Here is a 20,390-nt window from a genome sequence, read left to right on the forward strand (position 1 = left end):
GCGCTAATTTTCACGGATTATTTATTCGCGAATTTCAAAGAGTATATTTCTTCTAATAAATTTAAGAACAGTGACAATTTGCGAAAATTAATGCAATTCGTGGCGAACTCTATTCCGATTTTTAAAACCAATAATTACCGTTAAGTACTCCTTTATTTTAAGAAAATCACAACTCTTTTCTGTTTGTAATGTTTTAAATTTGACAAAAAGAATTTTAAATGAGCATAAACCTAAGAAACCTTATTCCGGTTCTTGAAGCCGAATGGATTGGTTTACATACAGCTATTTTTGTGGATCATGTTTCGATCGACAGCCGTTCGTTGCAAAACGGATCTCAAACCTTATTTTTTGCCTTGTCAGGTGTTAATAATGATGCTCATTTGTATATTTCTGAGCTTATAGACAAAGGTGTTCAAAGTTTTGTGGTGCAATATGTGCCTGATAACTGTAAAGGGAGGGCTAATTTTTTAATCGTAAAAGATACTTTAAAAGCTTTGCAGGAATTTGCAGCTTATTATCGTAATCTTTTTGATTTTCCTGTAATCGGACTAACCGGAAGTAACGGAAAAACCATTGTAAAAGAGTGGCTTAATTTTTTACTGAGCCCTGATTTTAATGTGATAAGAAGTCCTAAAAGTTATAATTCTCAAGTAGGTGTTCCGCTTTCGGTAATTGCGATAAACGAAAAGCATAATTTAGGCATTTTCGAGGCCGGAATTTCCACGGTTAATGAAATGATTAATCTGGAGAAAATCATTAAACCTACTATTGGTGTTCTAACAAATATTGGATCGGCACATGACGAAGGATTTCTGAATTTAGAGCAGAAAATAAACGAAAAACTACAACTGTTTAAAGATTCGGCACTTGTTGTTTACCAGAAGAATGAAATTGTTGATTTGTGCCTGACAGCTTTTGTAAAAGAAAACCAATTAAAAGAGCAAGTTCTTTTTTCGTGGAGTTTTACAGATAAAACGGCAACGGTTTTTATCTTGAAAAAAGAAAGTAAAAATGATAAAACGCAAATTGAATATCAGTATAAAAATGAAATTTTCAATTTAGAAATCCCTTTTCAGGACTCGGCTTCCATAGAAAATGCGATTTCCTGTTTGCTGGTTTTACTTTATTTTAAATATGATTTTGCAACGATCCAGAATCGAATGCAAATGTTGTATCCTGTACAAATGCGTCTTGAAGTAAAAAACGGAATTAATAATTGCAGTATTATTGACGATAGTTACAGTTCCGATTTTCAATCGCTCAAAATCGCTTTGGACTTTCTGGAGAGTCAGAAAAAAAATGCTTCTAAAACGGTGATCTTATCGGATATTTTTCAAAGCGGATTTTCAAACGAAGAGTTGTATTCTAAAGTAGCCCAACTAATTGCCGATAACAAAATAAATCGTGTCATTGGAATTGGAAATACAATTTCCTCTTTCTCGGATAAATTTTTAAATGCGGTAGTTTTTGCCAGTACGGCTGATTTTATTGCTCAATTTGAAAGTCTGAATTTTGACAATGAAACCATTCTGATCAAAGGTGCAAGATCCTTTCAGTTTGAAGAAATTGTTACGCTGTTGGAGGAGAAAACCCACGAAACGATACTGGAGATTAATCTGAATTCAATCAGTCATAATCTGAATTTCTTTAAATCTAAGTTGGCCGGTAATGTAAAAATGATGGTGATGGTGAAAGCCTTTGGATATGGAAACGGAGGTTTGGAAATTGCAAAGTTGCTGGAACATCATAAAGTTGATTATTTAGGTGTGGCTTTCGCTGATGAAGGAATTTCGCTTAAAAGTGGCGGAATCAAATTGCCTATCATGGTTTTGAATCCGGAGTCTACCAGTTTTCCGTCAATTATTCAATACCAGTTAGAGCCTGAGATTTACAGTATAAAAGGGTTAAATGCCTTTTTGAAAATTGCCCGAGAAAAGAATCTTAAAGATTTTCCGGTTCACATTAAATTAGATACCGGAATGCATCGTTTGGGTTTTGAAGAAAACACGATCGATGAATTGATTGCAACTTTAAAAGGAAATTCGACAATTCGGATACAAAGTATTTTATCACATTTGGCAACCAGCGATGATAAGGATCATTTTGAATTTGTACGTTCTCAAATTCGTTTATTCGAAAAATTGTCGGCAAAATTAATGACTGAATTGGGGGTGAATCCTATTCGTCATATTTTGAATACATCGGGGATTAGTAATTTTCCGGATGCGCAGTTTAATATGGTGCGTTTGGGAATTGGTCTTTATGGCGTTTCAAATGATGCTGCTGAGCAAAAGTTTTTAGAGAATGTAGGTACCTTGAAATCAATTATTTCTCAAGTTCGTACAATTCCGTCTGGTGATAGCGTTGGTTATGGTCGACGATTCATGGCGACTAAGGAAACTAAAATTGCAACTATTCCGATTGGTTATGCGGATGGGATTTCAAGATTATGGGGGAATGAAGTTGGTTATGTGATCGTTAAAAATCAAAAAGCAGCAATAGTAGGAAGTGTTTGTATGGATATGTTAATGATTGATGTCAGCGAAATTGATTGTAAAGAAGGAGATTCTGTGATCATTTTTGGAGAAAATCCAACGGTAACTGAAATTGCAAATGCTTTAAAGACAATACCATATGAAATTCTGACGAGTATCTCACAACGTGTGAAAAGAGTATTTTTTAGGTGATTTTGATGAACTTTGGAGAAAATTACGTATTTTCGAGATTCAATTAAGTATAAATTAAAACAAATCAATTATGGGATTTTTTTCTGAATTTAAGGAATTTGCAATGAAAGGCAACGTGGTTGATCTGGCTGTCGGTGTAATCATTGGAGCTGCTTTTAGTAAAATCATCAGCTCATTTATTGACGATGTAATTACGCCATTGCTATTGAAGCCGGCTTTAGAAGCTGCACATTTGTCTAAAATCGAAGAATTGACGGCTTTTGGAGGTGTTAAGTATGGTTTGTTTCTGTCGGCATTGATCAATTTTATCATTGTTGCTTTTGTATTATTTCTGATTATAAAAGGAATTAATGCTTCAAAAAAGAAAGAAGTTGCTGCTGCTGCTCCGCCTGCAGGACCAACTCAGGAAGAGTTACTTACGCAAATTAGAGATTTGTTAAAAAAATAAATACCGCTACACTAAGTCTAATTTAACCGCTTCTTAACTGAGGCGGTTTTTTTTATGTTTGTTTTATTTGTAACATTTTGTTATTTTTTGTGAACCTCTTGTTTTGTTTTTTATTATACCTACTTTTGTGTAAAGATTTACATTAATTCATACTAAAAATATAAAAATGAGAATAGCGATTGTAGGCGCCACTGGTATGGTTGGCGAAGTAATGCTTAAAGTTTTAGCGGAAAGAAATTTCCCTGTTACCGAATTAATTCCTGTTGCTTCTGAGCGATCGATAGGGAAAGAAATTGAATTTAAAGGAAAAAAATATAAAGTTGTAGGCATGCAAACGGCTGTCGATATGAAAGCGGATATTGCTGTTTTTTCTGCCGGAGGAGATACTTCGTTAGAATGGGCGCCAAAATTTGCTGCTGCCGGGACTACTGTTATTGATAATTCTTCTGCCTGGAGAATGGACCCTACAAAAAAATTAGTGGTTCCTGAGATCAATGCATCGACATTAACAAAAGAAGATAAAATTATTGCAAATCCAAACTGCTCTACTATACAAATGGTATTGGTATTGGCTCCTTTGCATAAAAAATACAATATTAAAAGAATTATTGTTTCTACGTACCAATCTATTACCGGTACGGGTGTAAAAGCGGTTAGACAGCTTGAAAACGAGTATGCAGGAACGCAGGGAGAAATGGCTTACAAATACCCAATTCACAGAAATGCAATCCCACATTGCGATAGTTTTGAAGAGAACGGGTATACTAAAGAAGAAATGAAGTTAGTTCGCGAGACTCAAAAAATCATTGGAGATAAAACGATTCGTGTTACGGCTACTGCAGTTCGTGTACCGGTTGTTGGAGGTCACAGTGAGGCTGTAAATGTCGAGTTTACAAATGATTTTGATGTAAATGAAGTACGTGAAATTTTACACCACACAGACGGAGTAACGGTTCAGGATAATATAGACACCTTTACCTATCCAATGCCTTTATATGCTGAAGGTAAAAATGATGTTTTTGTTGGAAGAATCCGTCGTGATGAAAGCCAGGAGAACACCTTAAACATGTGGATTGTTGCCGATAACTTGAGAAAAGGGGCAGCTACAAATACCATTCAGATTGCTGAGTACTTAATCGCAGCTGGTTTGGTTTAGGGATCAGAGGTTAAAGAAGAATGTTATAAAAAAGAAACCGTAATTACAGCTATGTGATTGCGGTTTTTTTATGAGATTCAACTTGGTTTTGTAGAAAAAAACTATATTTAACGATTAGAAATACAAAGGGAATGAACTTAGAAGCGTATAAAATAATCCCGAACTATAAGACGAATAAAACGGATCTGTTTCTTGCTGTGCATGAAGAAATTCTGGCTTGCGAAAAAACTTTGGACCTTGTTTTTGATGAGAGCTATAAGGAGTATGTCTTAAAATACGGCAGCGGAATCCTTGGAGGAACCTATGTGCGAATTTTTCTTCCTGAAACAATAATAGTAACTATTGCAGATTGGAGAGATCGTATAACAGAATATTGGTTTTGGGATGAGGGGAAAAATATTTTGACTAAAGAAGAAGTTGTAAGCTCAATCAGAATTGGAGATACCTTTGATGGAGATGAAATCATCTTATTTAAAAAGGAATACTATATTTTGCCACGACATCAAGAAATGATTTATAAAGCCGGGGATACGCTTGAAGAGACAATAAATTGGTTATGTTCATCCGGAATTTTGACAGAGGCATTTTCTGAAAGAGAATTTGAGCCTTTTAATCCGGAAGATTTGAATAATAGTTAATAGGTAAAAATAAGGGATCAAGTTCAAAAATTGTGGGATAATTTTTAGAAATTTCCTTTTGTTAGAAGTGGTAGATCTTATGCTTTTTTTAAGTACCTATTTCCCAACTTCTCGCTTTGACGATCTCGCAAAGACGCAAAGTTTTTTTATTTTTAAGTTCCGCCTTTCTGTTTTCTTCTTTCTTCCTTTGGGTTTTTAAAATGTCATGGAGTCTCAAAGTTTTTCTGCTTTTTCATTAAAACTTTGCGATTTTGCGACTCTGCGATATTTTTACTTCCCATAATTTTCGAACTTGATCCAAAATAAGGTGTACTTTTATTTGACATAAAAAAAGCGGGAATTCTTATTAGATTCCCGCTTTTTTATACTTTAATATTCTGGTGCTAATTCCAGTTCTAATCCTTCAAGATCTGTAGTGATTGGTATCTGACAGCCTAAACGACTATTTGACTTAACATAAAATGCTTCCGAAAGCATGGCTTCTTCTTCATCTCCCATTTCCGGTAATGCAACATCATTAAGAACATAACACTGGCAGGAAGCACACATTGCCATTCCCCCACAGGTTCCTTCAACAGGAAGTTCGTATGCTTTGCATAACTCCATTATATTCATTGCCATATCAGTTGGAGCCTGTAATTCGTGTATAACTCCTTCTCGATCTTTAATCTTTATTAATACATCCATTTTAATTGTTGGAATTTTTCTTACTTCGGATTTGAAAACGTGAACAGATCCTGATGTTTACTATTAACTGTTAGGTTTTAAACTAAAAGCATATTCTCTTGCGTTGTTGTCTTTTAAATGCATTTTTACTCCCAGCATATTTCCTTCTTTCTCCAATAGAGTAACTACAGCAATTACGGAATAATAATCTTTATCAGCTTGAAAGATTAAAGTTCCTTCATAAGTTGAATTTACAACTCCTTGTTTGTCTGTCGTTACAGAAACTTTTCTTGGATGAGCAAATTCTGCTGCGCTATATGTTGCTTTGTTGGCAAATTTAGCTTTTCCTTCGCAGATATCATATAAAAAATCATAATTGCCAATTCTTAATGTTCCTTCTTCGTTGCTTGCATTGGTTGAGAATACAATTTGCCCCGCATATTTAAAATCCGACCATTCTTCAGAGTCATTTACCCAGGCTTTGTCAACTACTAAGGTTTTTTGGCTTTGTTGTGCATGGCTTACTGAAACAAAAAATAACAATAAAATTAGAGCGTAATAATTTCTCATAAGATTTGTGATTTAAGGGTTATGTCACAAATTTAAGTTAATTATGTAACAATAACGCAATGAAATCTCTTAAATCTTTGTGTTGTTTTTTGATAAAACCGCAAAAACAAGCGTTTTTCTGAATGTTTTTTTGATTTATTCAAATAAAAACAGCTTAAGGCCTATTATTCTTGTTAATTTGTTGAAACTGAAAAACTTGCAAAAACAATGTTTTGATTACATGATGTTTACTACAGTTTCAATCTGTGGTGCGTATTTTTTTATTGTCGTTTCAACTCCAGCTTTTAAAGTCATCTGATTCACGCTACAGCTAATGCATGCTCCTTCAAGACGAACTTTGACATGTTTGTCATCGTCAATAGAGATAAGTGTAATGTCTCCTCCATCAGAATTTAAAAATGGTCTGATCTCGTCAAGAGCCAATAATACGTTGCTTGTTAATTCTTCTGTTGTCATAATTTAATGTGTCAATTAGAAAATGTGTCAATTAGAGAATGTGTTAATTAGAAGAGGTGTCAATTAGAAAATGTGCCTATTAGAAAATGTGTGAATTAGTGATGATACCAATTATTTCATTATCGAATTATCTCATTGCCGAATTGTCTCATTATCGAATTATCTCATTGTCCAATAATAGCATAGTCTAAATTATCTAATTTTTCTTTACTGCTGAACAACCTGCCATAGTTGTAATTTTGATGGCTTCTGTAGCAGGTAAGCTATCGTTTCTGTTTACTGTTTCTTGTACAACATTTCGAGTAATCTCTTCAAAAACAGTCTCGATTACTGAAGCTGTTTGCAAAGCTGCGGGACGACCATAGTCACCTGCTTCACGAATAGATTGTACAATTGGCACTTCACCTAAGAAAGGAACATTTAGATCTTCAGCCAGGTTTTTAGCCCCTTCTTGTCCAAAGATATAATATTTATTGTCAGGTAATTCTTCTGGTGTAAAGTACGCCATATTTTCTATAATTCCCAAAACAGGAACATTTATATTATCCTGCATAAACATCGCTACTCCTTTTTTAGCATCAGCAAGAGCCACAGCTTGTGGTGTACTTACCACTACAGCTCCTGTAATTGGTAACGATTGCATGATCGAAAGGTGAATGTCACCTGTTCCCGGAGGTAAGTCGATTAGCATAAAATCTAATTCTCCCCAGTCTGCATCAAATATCATTTGATTTAATGCTTTTGAAGCCATTGGACCTCTCCAGATTACCGCCTGACTTGGAGCGGTGAAAAATCCGATAGAAAGTATTTTGATCTCATAGCTTTCAACCGGTTTCATTTTCGATTTCCCGTCAACAGTAGTCGAAACTGGTTTCTCATTCTCTACATCAAACATAATTGGCATCGATGGTCCATAAATATCGGCATCCAAAATACCAACTGCAAAGCCCATTTTTGCTAATGTTACAGCTAAATTCGCGGTAACAGTAGATTTTCCAACACCACCTTTACCGGATGCAACGGCGATTATATTTTTAATTCCCGGAATAGCACGACCTTTAATTTCGTTTTTCTCAGGAGTTTCCACTTTAATATTTACTTTAATTTTTGCTTCAGGTGATATTAATTCATGAATTGTTTTTTTAATATCATCTTCAGCTCTTTTTTTGATGTGCATAGCAGGCGTATGAATCACTAAATCGACTACAACTTCATCGCCAAAAGTAATTACATTGGCAACAGCTCCGCTTTCAACCATATTTTTTCCTTCTCCCGCTATAGTAATTGTTTCTAGAGCTTTAAGAATTTCTTTTCTGTCTAATTTCATTTTTAACGTCGTGTTTTTCTATTGAGCGAAATTAATTTAAAAACTGTTTTTATTTAAACTGATTTCAGAGTGCAAAGATAACGGATTATGTTCGAATTTTAACTTTTTTTAGATTGGATTTGTTGATAGCGAGATTGTTCAAAATGATTCTAGGTAACTTGAAGTTCTCGTCTTCAAGAACTCAAAAAAAACAGTTGTTTTTTTACAGATTGTTTTAGGGACTGTTTTTTTAAATTAAGCAGAAAAAACCGCACACTAATTTAGAAGATTTTATGCGTTAATTGTCAATAATCTTGGCTATATTTGAGTACCCCAAATTGATGATTTCCAAGTAATTCCGAAAATGTTAAAAACTTGTTTTTCAGAAGTTTTTATAGCTTTTTAATGTTTTTGTAATTAAACAAAGTTCTAAAAATTTAATCCGTAAAAGTATGCGAAATTTTACTTCTTTCACTGTAATTATTGCGATGAGTTTTTTAGTGTTTTCTTTTACATCATTGGATGTTGATGAAATAAAAGCGAAGAATACATCGGTTAATATTGAAAATGGGATTGTTTCTAAAAAGAGTCTTCAGTCAGTTTCTCTTGACGACGCTTCTATAGAACAGTTTTTTAAAAAATATTCCAAACTAAAGAAATACAAGAAGGATGTTTTGGATATTTATACCAAAAGAAATTACAAATCGATTTGGTATGATGAGAAAAACATCACTGAATTTGGGAATTTGCTCTATCAGAAAGTAAACGTATTACAAGATCAGGGTATAGAAAATAAAATGCCCTATAAAGACGAGATTGATGAGGCTTTTAATGAAAGCTCGGAAGAAAAACCAACGGAACTCGACACCGAATTACTGCTTACCAATATGTACGTTTTTTACGCCAGTAACGTTTATTCGGGTGTAGATCCGGCAACGCTCAAGAAGATAGGGTGGTATTTACCAGCCAAGACAATTTCGTATCCCAAAATTCTGGACTCGCTTATTGTAGATTCCAATCGTTTAAATAAAGATGATAATTTGTTGTTCGGTCAGTATTACAAACTTCAAGAAGCATTAAAAAAATACCGAAAAATTGAGACTGATAATTTGTGGCAGCCCATTTCGATTAATGCGGCGACGTATAAAGATCTAAAACCTTTTGACATCTCCAATACGATAAAAGATGTACGACAACGTCTTTTTGTGGTCGGAGATCTTGCTCAGGATTCTAAGAGTGATGTTTATGACGAAGAGCTTATGGCGGGAGTGCTGAACTACAAAAAAAGATACGGTCTGAAGTTAAACTATGCTTTAACGAAAGAGCATATTGATCAGCTGAATGAACCGATCTCTAAACGTATAAAAACCATTATGCTTAATATGGAGCGTTGCAGATGGATCCCTACTAAACTTTCTAAGGCCAGCGAATATATTATGGTAAACATTCCTTCTTTCCGACTGATTTATGTGAAGGATGGAAAATATGATCTGGTGTCGGATATTTTTGTGGGTACCCGAATGACCGAAACGGTAATTTTTAGCGGCAATATGGATCGAATTGTTTTCAGTCCGTATTGGTATGTGCCAACCAGTATTATTAAAAACGAATTAAAACTTCAGATGGCCAGTGATAAAAATTATCTGGCAGATCATAATATGGAGTGGAACGGTGGCCGTGTAAGACAAAAACCGGGACCTAAAAATTCGTTGGGACTGGTTAAATTTATGTTTCCAAATCCAAATGATATTTACCTGCATGATACGCCGGCAAAAAGTTTATTTGAGTTCGAAAAACGTACGTTCAGTCATGGTTGTATCAATGTAAAAGAAGCAAAAAATCTGGCACTTGCTATTTTAAAAGACGATCCGGATTGGCCCGTTGATAAAATTGATACTGCGATGAGCGGGGAGAAAGAAACGACTTGTATGCTTAAAAGAAAAATCCCGATTTACATTGGTTATTTTACCTCTTGGGTAAATGATAATGGCGAAATCAGTTTCTTTCCTGACGTTTACGGAAGAGACGAAAGTTTAGATAAATTACTGTATTCAGATTCAGTTACGATGAAATAATTTTTTACGACGTCAAAAAAACAAACCCGACAGGTTTTTGAAACCTGTCGGGTTTAGATATCGGATTAGATAAAAAATGGTTTACAAGTCTATTCGTATTTTAAATACTTCAATATATCTATTTTGGTGACCTGATAGGCTTTGGTTAAAACAATCAGTAATGTTAAAACCAACAAAGAAAGTAAGGCAATACTAAAGGGAACAAATGAAATTCCGATTCGGAAAGCGAAATCTTCCAGCCATTTTTGCAGTAAAACATAGGCAGGAACAATTCCAATTGCAAAACCTAATAAACAGTAAAAAATATATTGTTTGGATAATTCTTTCAGTAAAATGTCAGTTTCAGCTCCTAATGTTTTTCTGATGGCAATTTCTTTTAATCTTCTCTCCATCGAAAAGGATGCCAAAGCGAACAATCCGAAGATCGCAATTATAATTACAACCATATTTAGAATAAAGAAGAGATTTTTTTGTTTTACATGTTCCTCAAATGTTTTAGCAAATCCTTTGTTTACAAATTCATAATCAAAAGGATAATCCGGGTTTACATTTTTATTCCAATACGTTCTTAATTGGTCTAATGTTTCGGTCATATTATTTGGAGAAACTCTTACCAGAATATTATTAAAATTATTCCATTTTAAAGTTTTAAGGTTGATGAAAACCATTGGCGGAATTTTATTTTGTAAGCCGCTAACATTAAAATCTTTTACAACTCCAACAATTTTAAACTTCAAATTGCCTTTTTCATTTCCCCAACCCGATGTTATAATTGTATTTATAGGATCTTTTATATTTAAAGCTTTAACCAATGTTTCATTCATAAGCATATTGCTTACAGTGTCAGAGGCAAATTGAGGAGATAAATCACGTCCTTTTACGATTTTAATTTTCATCATATCCAGGAAGCCAAAATCCATTTCGACATTTCGTGGCTGTACAAAAATACCATTGTGTTTAAATCCTGAACTGGAGCTTGTGCTTCCTCCAAAAGAACCTGCAAATGTGGAAACATCTATAACGCCGGGTATTTTTTTGATTTCCTGCTTTGCTGTCAAATACTGCTCTGTTCTTCTCAAGCGATCCGGTTTGTTAAACGGAATGGAAATTATCTGATCACCACTAAATCCAAGATCTTTGTTTGTCATATAATCAACCTGTGCATTGACAATTAAGGCACCAATGATGAAAAATGTTGCAATTCCGAATTGAAAAATAAGCATCGAATTTCGAACCCAGATACCACTTTTGCTTCTTGAAAAATTCCCTTTTAAAACTTTTAGGGTTTCAAAATTTGAAATATAAATGGCGGGAAAAATACCTGCACAGACAATTACTAATCCAAAAATAAAAATGAGTTGCAGATAAAATTCGCTACCATTCATAGTCAAATTTTTGTTTAAGAAGGTATTATAGTAAGGTAGTGAAAGTTCTACAATGGCCAGGGCAAACAAAATGGCTAAAAGAACAATGATTGCCGTTTCAAATATAAATTGCCTCATGATCTGACTTTTTGAAGCCCCGACAATTTTACGTACACCTACTTCTTTAGCACGTTTGATTGCTGATGCGGTTGCTAAATTGATATAATTTACCAATGATAAAACCAGAATCAAAAGAGACAAACCTCCCATGATATAAAGTAATTTCAGATTACCGACACCTTCAGGATAGTTTTGGCCTGCTGCGCTTTTTGTACCATATAATCGAGACGTTTTTAACTGATCGAGTATTACTTTTATTTCACCATTTTCTTTTAGATACTGCTCAGGAGTTTGTCCGTTTTCCTTTGCATCTTTTAAAGTTCGGTTTATATAATTTACGTTTTGCATTTTCTTCAAAACAAGAGATGCGTCCGCGGTTTTTTTAATTTTGATCAGTAAACCATAATTAAAATTACCCCAGCTGTTTTGATCACCTTCTCTTTTTACACCGCTAAACACATAATTTGGTTCCATTGAAGAGGGTCTGGTAATGCGGTATATAGATTTTACAGTATAATTTGCGCCTCCATATGTGATAGATTTACCGATAGGATCTTCATCCTTAAAAAGTAGTTTGGCCTGATCCTCTGAAACAGCAACACTGTTTTTCTCTTTTAGAATATTTTGTTTAGCACCTTTTAAGATTTCGAAAGGAAAAAAGTCAAAAAAATTCTCATCACTGGCAGTAATTTTTTTAACCAATAATTTTTGACTCTTGTACTTAATAATATCCTCATCGTACCAAGTATTAAAAAAACATACTTTTTCAATTTCGGGAATTGTGGCTTTACAGGTTTCTCCAAACGGAATGGAGTTTGAACCCCAGGTATCGCCTGTTCTGCCAATCTTGTTCAGTACCATGTAAGTGTTTTCTTTTTCGGGATTCCATTGATCATAAGAATGTTCATTATTCCAATATAAAATGGCGAAAATAATGCTCGCAATTCCAATGCTTAACCCTAAAACATTCAAAAACGAAAACAATTTGTTTTGCTTTAAATGATAAATAAATATTTTGAACCAGTTAGAAATCATTGTTTATCCTTTTATAATTAGCTCAGTTAAAGCCGAAACCGAAACTGTATTTTTATTTTCTATAGTCATCACTTTGCAGATAAATCCTACCAGGATTAAAATTGCAGTTACAATAAATTTGATCATTTTGATTTTTATTTTGCGTCCATAAAAACATCAACATTTCTCTGATTTAATTTTTCAGAGAAGATAACCCCATCCTTCATGTGAATTGTTTTTTGCGAAAAAGAAGCATCATAATCAGAGTGGGTAACCATCAGAATTGTAGCACCTTTAGCGTGCAAATCTGTTAAAAGTTCCATTACTTCATTACCGTTTTTACTGTCCAGATTTCCCGTTGGCTCATCGGCAAGAATAATTTTAGGGTCGTTTACTAAGGCTCTCGCTACGGCAACCCTTTGTTGTTGACCTCCTGAAAGCTGTTGCGGAAAGTGTTTTAAACGGTGTGAGATATTTAGTTTTTCTGCAATGGCTTCAATCTTTGGTTTTCTGTCAGCAGCTTTTACATTGTTATAAAGCAAAGGCAATTCGATATTGTCGTAAACTGAAAGCTCATCAATTAAATTGAAATTTTGAAAAATAAAACCAATATTTTCTTTGCGAACCTGCGCTCTTCCTTTTTCTTTTAAGCCGATCATTTCCTGATCCAGTAATTTATAACTTCCTTCAGAGGCGCTGTCCAGCAATCCTATTATATTTAGTAAAGTCGATTTCCCACAACCTGAAGGCCCCATAATAGTTAAAAAATCTCCTTTTTTAATGGTTAAGTTAATGCCGCTTAAAGCAGAGGTTTCTACTTCTTCGGTTCTAAAAACTTTGGTTAAATTTTCAATAGTTATCATATTTTTAAGGTGTAAGTTGTTGTTAAAAAACGTTTTTTGATTGATGACTGATGGTTATTTGCTATTTGTGAAATGTTAGCTGTAAAATGTGACTGCGACTGTGACTGAAAACTAACTACTCAGTGCTAATCGATAATTCCTCAACATCTTTATAATCTGTATAAGAAGAAGTAATCACAGATTCGCCTTCTTTTAAACCTTCCAAAACTTCATAATAAGAAGGATTTTCGCGTCCTAGTTTAATGTTTCTTCTTTCGGCTTTGTTTCCTTTGACCACAAAGATCCATTTTCCGGCAGTTTCTTGGTTAAAGCTTCCTTTTGAAATGACCAGAGTTTTGTTTTTCTCTGATAAAATTAGTTTTACGCCAAAACTTAAGCCGTCTTGTAATGTGATTTTTTCTTTAGAAGTGAAAGCTAATTCTACTGTAAAATGACCGCTTTTTACTTCCGGAATAACTTTGGTTACTAAAACCTCAAGATTTTTCCCTTTAAATTCGACCTGACCTTTTAAACCTTCACGAACTTTTTCCAGATAAAACTCATCCACATCAGCAATAAGTTTGTATCCTTTTTTAGAATCTATTTTTCCGATGCTGGCACCAGCTTGAAATGTTTTCCCCAGAACAGGTTCGAATGAAGTCAGTCTTCCGGACTCAGGCGCTGTGATCAAAAAGTTCTTTTTGTTGTTTCGCAAGATATCAAGACTTCTTTCCATGGTTTGTATCGAAAGGTTGATTTGTGAAATCTGAACCTGATTGCTTGCCTTTTCTTTTTGAATACTTTGCTGAATCGTCTTTTTTCGTTCTTCCTGAAAACGCAAGCCCTCTTTAAAGGTATTCCAGTCATTTTTCGAAATCACATCTTTGGCAAACAATTTGGAGTTCATGTCGTATAGTCTTTTGGCGTCATTATAATCATGTTCAATTAAAACCAAATCCTTGGTTAAGTTCAATTCCTGATTTCTAATATTCAGTTTGCCTGTATTTAGATTGTTGATTTGCTCAATAATGGCTGTTTCCTGAGTCAGATAGTTCAGTTCTGTATTTGGATTATACAAACGGGCCAAAGATTGTCCTTTGGTAACCATAGCGCCATTTTCTACAAAAATCTCTTTTACCGATCCTCCCTCGGTTACATTTACAAGCATCACATTCAAAGGTTCTACTTTGGCCTGAAAAACAACGAAGTCTTCAAAAAAAGCTTTTTCAACTTGTTGCACAGTCAGTTCATTTGCTTTTACGTTTAGACTTCTTTTAGTGCTAAACGAATAAAAGAAGAGTGCTGCCAAAACTAAAAAAACACCAATTAGTATTGTGAGGTTTCTAAATTTTCTATTTTTACGAGGGATTACTGTGTCCATTTCTTTAAATAATTTACTGATAGTCAATAGGTAAATATTGTGCCACAAAAAGTATTATTTGTAAAGCCTTGATTTTAAAGAGACTTTAAAAGCGATCAAAAAAAGGACTGTTCGAAAATGGACAGTTGACCGTTCGAAATCGAACAAAAATAAATACCATGCGAAAAAAATTAGCTCAAATATTAATCGTTGACGATCAGGAAGAAATTCTTTTTTCGGCAAAAATGATTCTCAAAAAACATTTTGAAACCATTTTTACGACAAACAGCCCCAAAAAAATCATTTCAATTTTAAGTGAAAATGAGATTAATGTGGTTTTATTGGACATGAATTACCGAATTGGTTTTGAGGATGGACGCGAAGGGATTCACTGGCTCAAAGAAATTAAAACACTTTCGCCACAAACCGTTGTTATTTTAATGACGGCCTTTGGTAAAATTGATACGGCTGTTGAAGGGATAAAAATTGGTGCTTTCGATTATGTTTTAAAACCCTGGCACAATGATAAATTACTCGAAATTATTGATAATGCAGTTGTTGAAAGCAGAAAAAATAATAAGAAAACGCCGAATGAAACAATAGAGAAAAGATACTTTGTAGGGACTTCGGTAAAAATAAAACAAGCGTATTCTATTGCTGAAAAAGTAGCCAGAACAGATGCCAACGTTTTAATTTTGGGAGAAAATGGAACTGGAAAATATGTTTTCGCCGATTTTATTCATCAGAATTCAGAGCGAAAAAAGCAGCCTTTTGTACATGTTGATTTAGGATCACTAAGCGATAGTTTGTTCGAAAGCGAACTTTTTGGATATGCCAAAGGAGCTTTTACCGATGCAAAGACTGATACGCCCGGAAGATTTGAAATGGCTTCGGAAGGAACTGTTTTTTTGGATGAAATCGGGAATATTCCGCTACATCTTCAGGCTAAATTATTACATGTTTTACAAACCAAAACCGTAACTCGTTTGGGTGAAAGTAAAGCGAGGCCTTTAAATGTGAGGATTATTGCGGCAACAAACAGTGATATTAAGGCGGAAGTAAAGAACAAAACCTTTAGAGAAGATTTATTGTATCGAATCAATACGATGGAAATTCATTTACCATCGCTCCGGGAACGAAAAGATGATATTGTTCCGATGGCTGATTTTATTTTAGATAAGATTGCCGAGAAGTACCAACAGGAGAATTGGCGTTTTGAAGACAATGTAGCGCCTTATTTAGAAAAATACCCATGGAAAGGAAACATCCGTGAAATGGAAAATAAGATTGAACGTGCTTTGATTTTAGCCGAAAACAATACCATTTCTGTAACTGATTTGGATATTCTTGACTTTGATGAGCCAGATGAAACTGACGAGAATCCATTGTTTGAAATGGAAAAAAATGCAATCGAAAAAGCATTGTTTAAACATAACGGAAACATTAGCAAGACGGCTGAAGAATTGGGTTTATCCAGAGCCGCTTTATACAGAAGAATTGAAAAATACGATTTAAAGAATTTATAAACTGAAAGTTGCGGTGAGAGTAGTTTGGCCACAGATTAGAGGATTAAAAGGATTAATAATCTGTGGTGTAAAAAATAGCCACGAATTACACAAATTACACTAATTCGTTCGTGGTGAAAAAATAATTCGCGCCAAATCGTGACAAGAAAATCAATTCAATCCTTTTAATCTGTAGCATAAAAAAAATAAAATAATGAAAAACTGGAAGTTCTATAATGCTTTGTTTATAAGAGTTTTGTTGGTCATGACGCTCTTTTTTCTTTGCGTTTTTTTAATTTATAAGACGTTTTACTACAATGCAATTTTAGTTGGCGCTTTTGTGGTCATAGCATTATTTGAGATGTATTTCTATATCAAAAATGAATCGTTGTTCTATGACAAAACATTGCTTTCGATCTTGCAAAATGATTTTTCGACCAATTTCCCGGAAGAGAATAAAAAGGGCAATTTCAAAAACCTGTACTTGTTGTACGATACTTTAAAAGTGCAGAAGCAGGAGCAGACCTCCAAAGAACTTGTTTACCGTTCGATTTTGAATAGTATAGACACGGCCACTTTGATTTTGGAAAAGGAGAATGAAGAATGGGATATTTTTTTGATGAATGATTGTTTCTCTAATCTCTTTAAAGTTCCAAAAGTCAGTCATTGGAAATACCTTAAAAATTATCTGCCGTCACTTTGTGATGAAATTGAAAAAGTAGAGTTTGCCGAGTTAAAAACAGCGATTTCGATTAAAATAGAATCACAGGATTTGCAGACTTTTATGCTGCAAACCTCCCATACCAAAACCTACAACAAAGAGTATTTTATTATTTTATTGGATAGTATTCAGCGTGTAATAGAGAAGAAAGAGAAGGAGGCGTGGATTAATTTAATGAAAATTATTTCGCATGAATTAATGAATTCCTTGACGCCAATTCGTGCGCTTTCACAGAATTTACTCCACATTGTCGATCAGGAAGCACTCGAAGAAGAAGATTTTGATGATATCAAAAGCAGTATTTCGACTATCATAAACAGAAGTGATCATTTGCAGGTTTTTGTCGAAAATTATCGAAAACTAGCGATGTTGCCAACGCCAAATAAAGTAATGACCCCTATAAATGCACTTTTTGAGGATTGTATGAGAATTATGACCCCCATTCTAAAGGCGGAAAATATCGAATTGATCAATGAAATTAATAGTTCACGTTCTATTCTGATTGATAAAAATCAAATGGAACAGGTGATTATTAATCTAATTACCAACAGTGTTTATGCTTTGAAAGATAAAAGTGAAAAGAAGATGTTTTTGTCCAGTTATTCCGAGAACAATCGATTTTTTATCATTATTTCAGATAACGGAAAAGGAATTGATCCAGCCATAAAAGACAAAGTTTTTCTGCCATTTTTCACCACCAGAAAAGACGGTGCCGGAATTGGCTTAACGCTTTCTAAAAACATTATAGAAGCACATGGCGGTTATCTAAGCTACCAGACAGATGAAGATAAAACCAACTTTGTTATTTGTCTTATTTAAAAAAGGTTTAAACCATATAAGTGATGTAAGTTCATTTAAACTTTCCGAACTCTTTGCGTAAAGTTTAAATGAACTTACATCACTTATATGGTGAAAAAAAACACTATAAGTCTATCTCAGGCTGCCAAAAATGCTTCTCAAAATCTATAATCTGATGGTTGACGACTTTAATCCCTTCGCTTTCGAGTAATTGCTGCATTAGATTGGTTCCGTCAAAATGGTGTTTTCCGGTCAGAAGCCCTTTTCGGTTAACAACCCGATGTGCCGGGATATCATCCATATCATGACAGGCATTCATTGCCCAACCCACCATTCGCGCAGAACGAGCAGTTCCTAAAGCTTTTGCAATAGCGCCATACGCAGTTACTTTTCCGTAAGGAATTTGTCTGGCAATAGTATAAACTCTTTCGAAAAAATTCTCTTCAGCCATAAGTTGATTTTTTGTTGCAGATTACAAAGATTTGCATAAATTATTATAGTCTTTTAATCCTATCTAACTCTTTTTTATGTTGCTTGTAAATAGTTGCATTAAATGTGTTTTGATTATCATGATCTTTTTGCCACTAATTTCACCAATTGGCACGAATTATTTTTTTTGCCACAGATTAAAAAGATTTCAATGATTTTAGTAGGTGTGATTTTTTTTAATTCTACACAAATAAATTTACAGGACTGATAAAAAAAAAGTTAGCTTAATTAAGTTTTGATTATTCTTATCTTTTCGCCGCGAATTAAACGAATTAATTAGTGTAATTAGTGCAATTCGTGTTAGCTTTTTTTTGCACTATAGATCATTAATCATTTTAATCCTTTAATCTGTGGCCTGTATTTTTTAACTAAAATAGTAATTTAGAATATTAAAAAGCGTGGCAATAGAGATCAGTCCGGTGATACTTCCAATGATGGTATTCATGTTTCGCATCATATAATCTGTTTTCTTTTCGATCCTTCCAAAGAAAGCAATATAGCTGTATAAAGCCATAAAGGAACCCAAAACAGAACCTAAAACAAACGTAAAGATAATGTTGTTTTCAAAGGCAAAAAGATGATAAGAGGCCAAAGTGACGCTCACAACCACATAATAAGGAATCGGAAAGAAATTTAAACCCGAAAGAAGCATGCCTAAAAAGAAGCGGCTTCGTTTGCTGCTCTTTTTAATTTTTGATTTTTTGGCTTTAGGTTCTTTTGCTACAAACAGAAAATAAATCGTTAGTATAGAAAAAATACCAAAACCAACTTCACGTAATAAAGTCACAACATCCGGACGGTTATCAATTACACGCGCAAACAAAACAGCCAGCGAAACCTGAAATAAAATAACCAGAACGGCCCCGACAGTAAACCATAAAGCATTCTTTTTTCCCTCTTTTAGATTTATTTTAGCGGCTGTCATGTTGATTAATCCGGGCGGAATAATTCCAATGAAAGCAGCTATGAAACCAGAAATTAAAGGAGTAAGTAATGCCATTCAGTTGATTGATGGGTTATAAAAAGTTGATTTTAAAATTAAATTAGTCTTTAATTTTAAAACGAATATACGTAATTGCCTTATTAATTTCTAAATATTGTTTTTCATAGAAAGTTTGAAAAGCAGTAACTTCTTCCGGACTTCCTTCGTTTTTGTATACATTGTGATTCGCATATAGAACCTCATGTCCTTCACCGTGTAATAATCCAAGGGTATACCCGTGCATAAATTCGCTATCGGTTTTAAGGTTTACGACACCGTCTTTTTTAAGGATTTTTTTATACAATTGTAAAAACTCAGAGTTCGTCATTCTGTGTTTCGTTCTTTTGTATTTGATTTGCGGATCCGGAAAAGTAATCCAGATTTCATCTACTTCATTATCAGCAAAAATATGATTGATCAATTCGATTTGCGTTCGGACAAAAGCAACGTTATGTAAACCGTTCTCTACAGCGGTTTTAGCACCTCTCCAGAAACGAGCTCCTTTGATATCAATTCCGACAAAATTTTTGTTGGGATATTTTTCTGCTAATCCAACAGAATATTCACCCTTTCCACATCCTAATTCTAAAACTAATGGATTGTCATTTTTAAAGAAATCAGAATTCCATTTTCCTCTTAAGGGCATTAAATTGCCTACAACTTCTTCTCTGGTTGGTTGAAAAACGTTTTGAAATGTTTCGTTTTCTCTGAATCTTTTTAGTTTATTTTTACTTCCCACTTTTACAAAAATTTTCAGCAAAATTAAGGAATATAAACGAATGAATTACCTGTAACGGTTTAAAAACGATTAGTAGGATTGATTTTTTTGCCACAGATTAGAAGATTAAAGTGATTTTCTTGTTTTAATAAAGTATTCGAAATGAAAAATCAGTTTAATCCCTTAATCTGTGGCCTGTTTTTAATCTGTTTTTAGTTTTTTCGCCACGAATTACAAGAATTAATTTTATCGCATAAAGTTTAAGGGCAAAGAAATTAGTGAAAATTAGTGTAATTAGTGTTAGTTTTTTTTTAATGATATTATATTTTCAGTTTTAAAATCTAAAAAAAGATCCGTGTTCAATCCGCGTCTTCGCGAAAGCGAATCGGTTTGATCCGCGTGCAAAGCTTGCGCAGAATTAGACGCTGATTATACGGATTTGCTGGAGCAAAGCACTGATAAAAACGGATTTTTT

18 protein-coding genes are annotated in these 20,390 nt (G+C 33.9%); 7 read left to right on the forward strand and 11 right to left on the reverse strand.

Going from position 1 to position 20,390, the window contains the following annotated elements; all coding sequences use genetic code 11:
* Positions 1-218: 218 nt before the first annotated feature.
* The 4 genes from ACHRV3_RS21920 (at position 219) to ACHRV3_RS21935 (ending at position 4,929) form a co-directional block, all read left to right on the forward strand.
* Positions 219-2,687, forward strand: coding sequence for a bifunctional UDP-N-acetylmuramoyl-tripeptide:D-alanyl-D-alanine ligase/alanine racemase (locus ACHRV3_RS21920; protein ID WP_395436103.1), 2,469 nt, complete (start codon positions 219-221; stop codon positions 2,685-2,687).
* A gap of 70 nt (positions 2,688-2,757) precedes the next feature.
* On the forward strand, positions 2,758-3,135 hold the full coding sequence (mscL, locus tag ACHRV3_RS21925; RefSeq protein WP_047777667.1) for a large conductance mechanosensitive channel protein MscL: 378 nt from the start codon (positions 2,758-2,760) through the stop codon (positions 3,133-3,135).
* A gap of 166 nt (positions 3,136-3,301) precedes the next feature.
* Positions 3,302-4,291, forward strand: coding sequence for an aspartate-semialdehyde dehydrogenase (locus tag ACHRV3_RS21930; protein WP_047777668.1), 990 nt, complete (start codon positions 3,302-3,304; stop codon positions 4,289-4,291).
* A gap of 131 nt (positions 4,292-4,422) precedes the next feature.
* A complete protein-coding gene (locus tag ACHRV3_RS21935) occupies positions 4,423-4,929 on the forward strand; it encodes an SMI1/KNR4 family protein (RefSeq protein ID WP_395436102.1) in 507 nt (168 codons plus the stop codon).
* 369 nt (positions 4,930-5,298) lie between these two features.
* On the opposite strand, the gene ACHRV3_RS21940 is transcribed toward ACHRV3_RS21935, so the two are convergent.
* From ACHRV3_RS21940 to ACHRV3_RS21955, 4 genes are all read right to left on the reverse strand, one after another.
* Positions 5,299-5,616 carry a 2Fe-2S iron-sulfur cluster-binding protein gene (locus ACHRV3_RS21940; protein WP_047777672.1) on the reverse strand — a complete coding sequence of 106 codons (318 nt, stop codon included), beginning with the start codon at positions 5,614-5,616 and terminating at the stop codon, positions 5,299-5,301.
* A gap of 63 nt (positions 5,617-5,679) precedes the next feature.
* A complete protein-coding gene (locus ACHRV3_RS21945) occupies positions 5,680-6,165 on the reverse strand; it encodes a hypothetical protein (protein ID WP_047777673.1) in 486 nt (161 codons plus the stop codon).
* A 216-nt stretch (positions 6,166-6,381) separates the two neighbouring features.
* Positions 6,382-6,621: a NifU family protein gene (locus ACHRV3_RS21950; RefSeq protein ID WP_026982674.1), complete on the reverse strand. Its 240-nt coding sequence runs from the start codon at positions 6,619-6,621 to the stop codon at positions 6,382-6,384.
* A 196-nt stretch (positions 6,622-6,817) separates the two neighbouring features.
* Entirely contained in the window at positions 6,818-7,948 is a 1,131-nt protein-coding gene (locus ACHRV3_RS21955; protein ID WP_047777675.1) for an Mrp/NBP35 family ATP-binding protein, read from the reverse strand.
* Positions 7,949-8,379: 431 nt separating this feature from the next.
* On the opposite strand from ACHRV3_RS21955, the gene ACHRV3_RS21960 reads away from it, so the two are divergent.
* Positions 8,380-10,002 carry a murein L,D-transpeptidase gene (locus ACHRV3_RS21960; RefSeq protein ID WP_047777677.1) on the forward strand — a complete coding sequence of 541 codons (1,623 nt, stop codon included), beginning with the start codon at positions 8,380-8,382 and terminating at the stop codon, positions 10,000-10,002.
* Between the two features lie 89 nt (positions 10,003-10,091).
* Here ACHRV3_RS21960 and ACHRV3_RS21965 read toward each other — a convergent pair whose 3' ends face one another.
* From ACHRV3_RS21965 to ACHRV3_RS21980, 4 genes are all read right to left on the reverse strand, one after another.
* Complete coding sequence (locus ACHRV3_RS21965; RefSeq protein WP_395436101.1) at positions 10,092-12,521, reverse strand: ABC transporter permease; 2,430 nt, start codon at positions 12,519-12,521, stop codon at positions 10,092-10,094.
* 3 nt (positions 12,522-12,524) lie between these two features.
* Positions 12,525-12,647 carry a hypothetical protein gene (locus ACHRV3_RS21970; protein WP_255663689.1) on the reverse strand — a complete coding sequence of 41 codons (123 nt, stop codon included), beginning with the start codon at positions 12,645-12,647 and terminating at the stop codon, positions 12,525-12,527.
* 8 nt (positions 12,648-12,655) lie between these two features.
* Positions 12,656-13,363 (reverse strand): ABC transporter ATP-binding protein, encoded by a 708-nt coding sequence (locus ACHRV3_RS21975; protein WP_047777680.1) that lies wholly within the window; start codon positions 13,361-13,363, stop codon positions 12,656-12,658.
* A 115-nt stretch (positions 13,364-13,478) separates the two neighbouring features.
* Positions 13,479-14,723, reverse strand: coding sequence for an efflux RND transporter periplasmic adaptor subunit (locus ACHRV3_RS21980; RefSeq protein WP_395436100.1), 1,245 nt, complete (start codon positions 14,721-14,723; stop codon positions 13,479-13,481).
* Between the two features lie 158 nt (positions 14,724-14,881).
* On the opposite strand from ACHRV3_RS21980, the gene ACHRV3_RS21985 reads away from it, so the two are divergent.
* Positions 14,882-16,228, forward strand: a complete 1,347-nt coding sequence (locus tag ACHRV3_RS21985) for a sigma-54-dependent transcriptional regulator (protein WP_395436099.1) — start codon at positions 14,882-14,884, stop codon at positions 16,226-16,228.
* Between the two features lie 193 nt (positions 16,229-16,421).
* The gene (locus ACHRV3_RS21990) at positions 16,422-17,747 is read left to right on the forward strand and encodes a sensor histidine kinase (RefSeq protein WP_395436098.1); all 1,326 of its coding nucleotides are present in this window, start codon (positions 16,422-16,424) and stop codon (positions 17,745-17,747) included.
* A gap of 103 nt (positions 17,748-17,850) precedes the next feature.
* Here the strand turns inward: ACHRV3_RS21990 and ACHRV3_RS21995 are convergent, their stop codons facing one another.
* The 3 genes from ACHRV3_RS21995 to trmB form a co-directional block, all read right to left on the reverse strand.
* Positions 17,851-18,177 carry an MGMT family protein gene (locus tag ACHRV3_RS21995; RefSeq protein WP_395436097.1) on the reverse strand — a complete coding sequence of 109 codons (327 nt, stop codon included), beginning with the start codon at positions 18,175-18,177 and terminating at the stop codon, positions 17,851-17,853.
* A gap of 402 nt (positions 18,178-18,579) precedes the next feature.
* The gene (locus tag ACHRV3_RS22000) at positions 18,580-19,215 is read right to left on the reverse strand and encodes a LysE family transporter (RefSeq protein WP_395436096.1); all 636 of its coding nucleotides are present in this window, start codon (positions 19,213-19,215) and stop codon (positions 18,580-18,582) included.
* Positions 19,216-19,258: 43 nt separating this feature from the next.
* Complete coding sequence (gene trmB / locus ACHRV3_RS22005; protein WP_047777827.1) at positions 19,259-19,936, reverse strand: tRNA (guanosine(46)-N7)-methyltransferase TrmB; 678 nt, start codon at positions 19,934-19,936, stop codon at positions 19,259-19,261.
* Positions 19,937-20,390: the final 454 nt, after the last annotated feature.

This window comes from Flavobacterium sp. FlaQc-49 (assembly GCF_044005985.1).
In the GTDB taxonomy this organism is placed as follows: Bacteria; Bacteroidota; Bacteroidia; order Flavobacteriales; family Flavobacteriaceae; genus Flavobacterium; species Flavobacterium cupriresistens.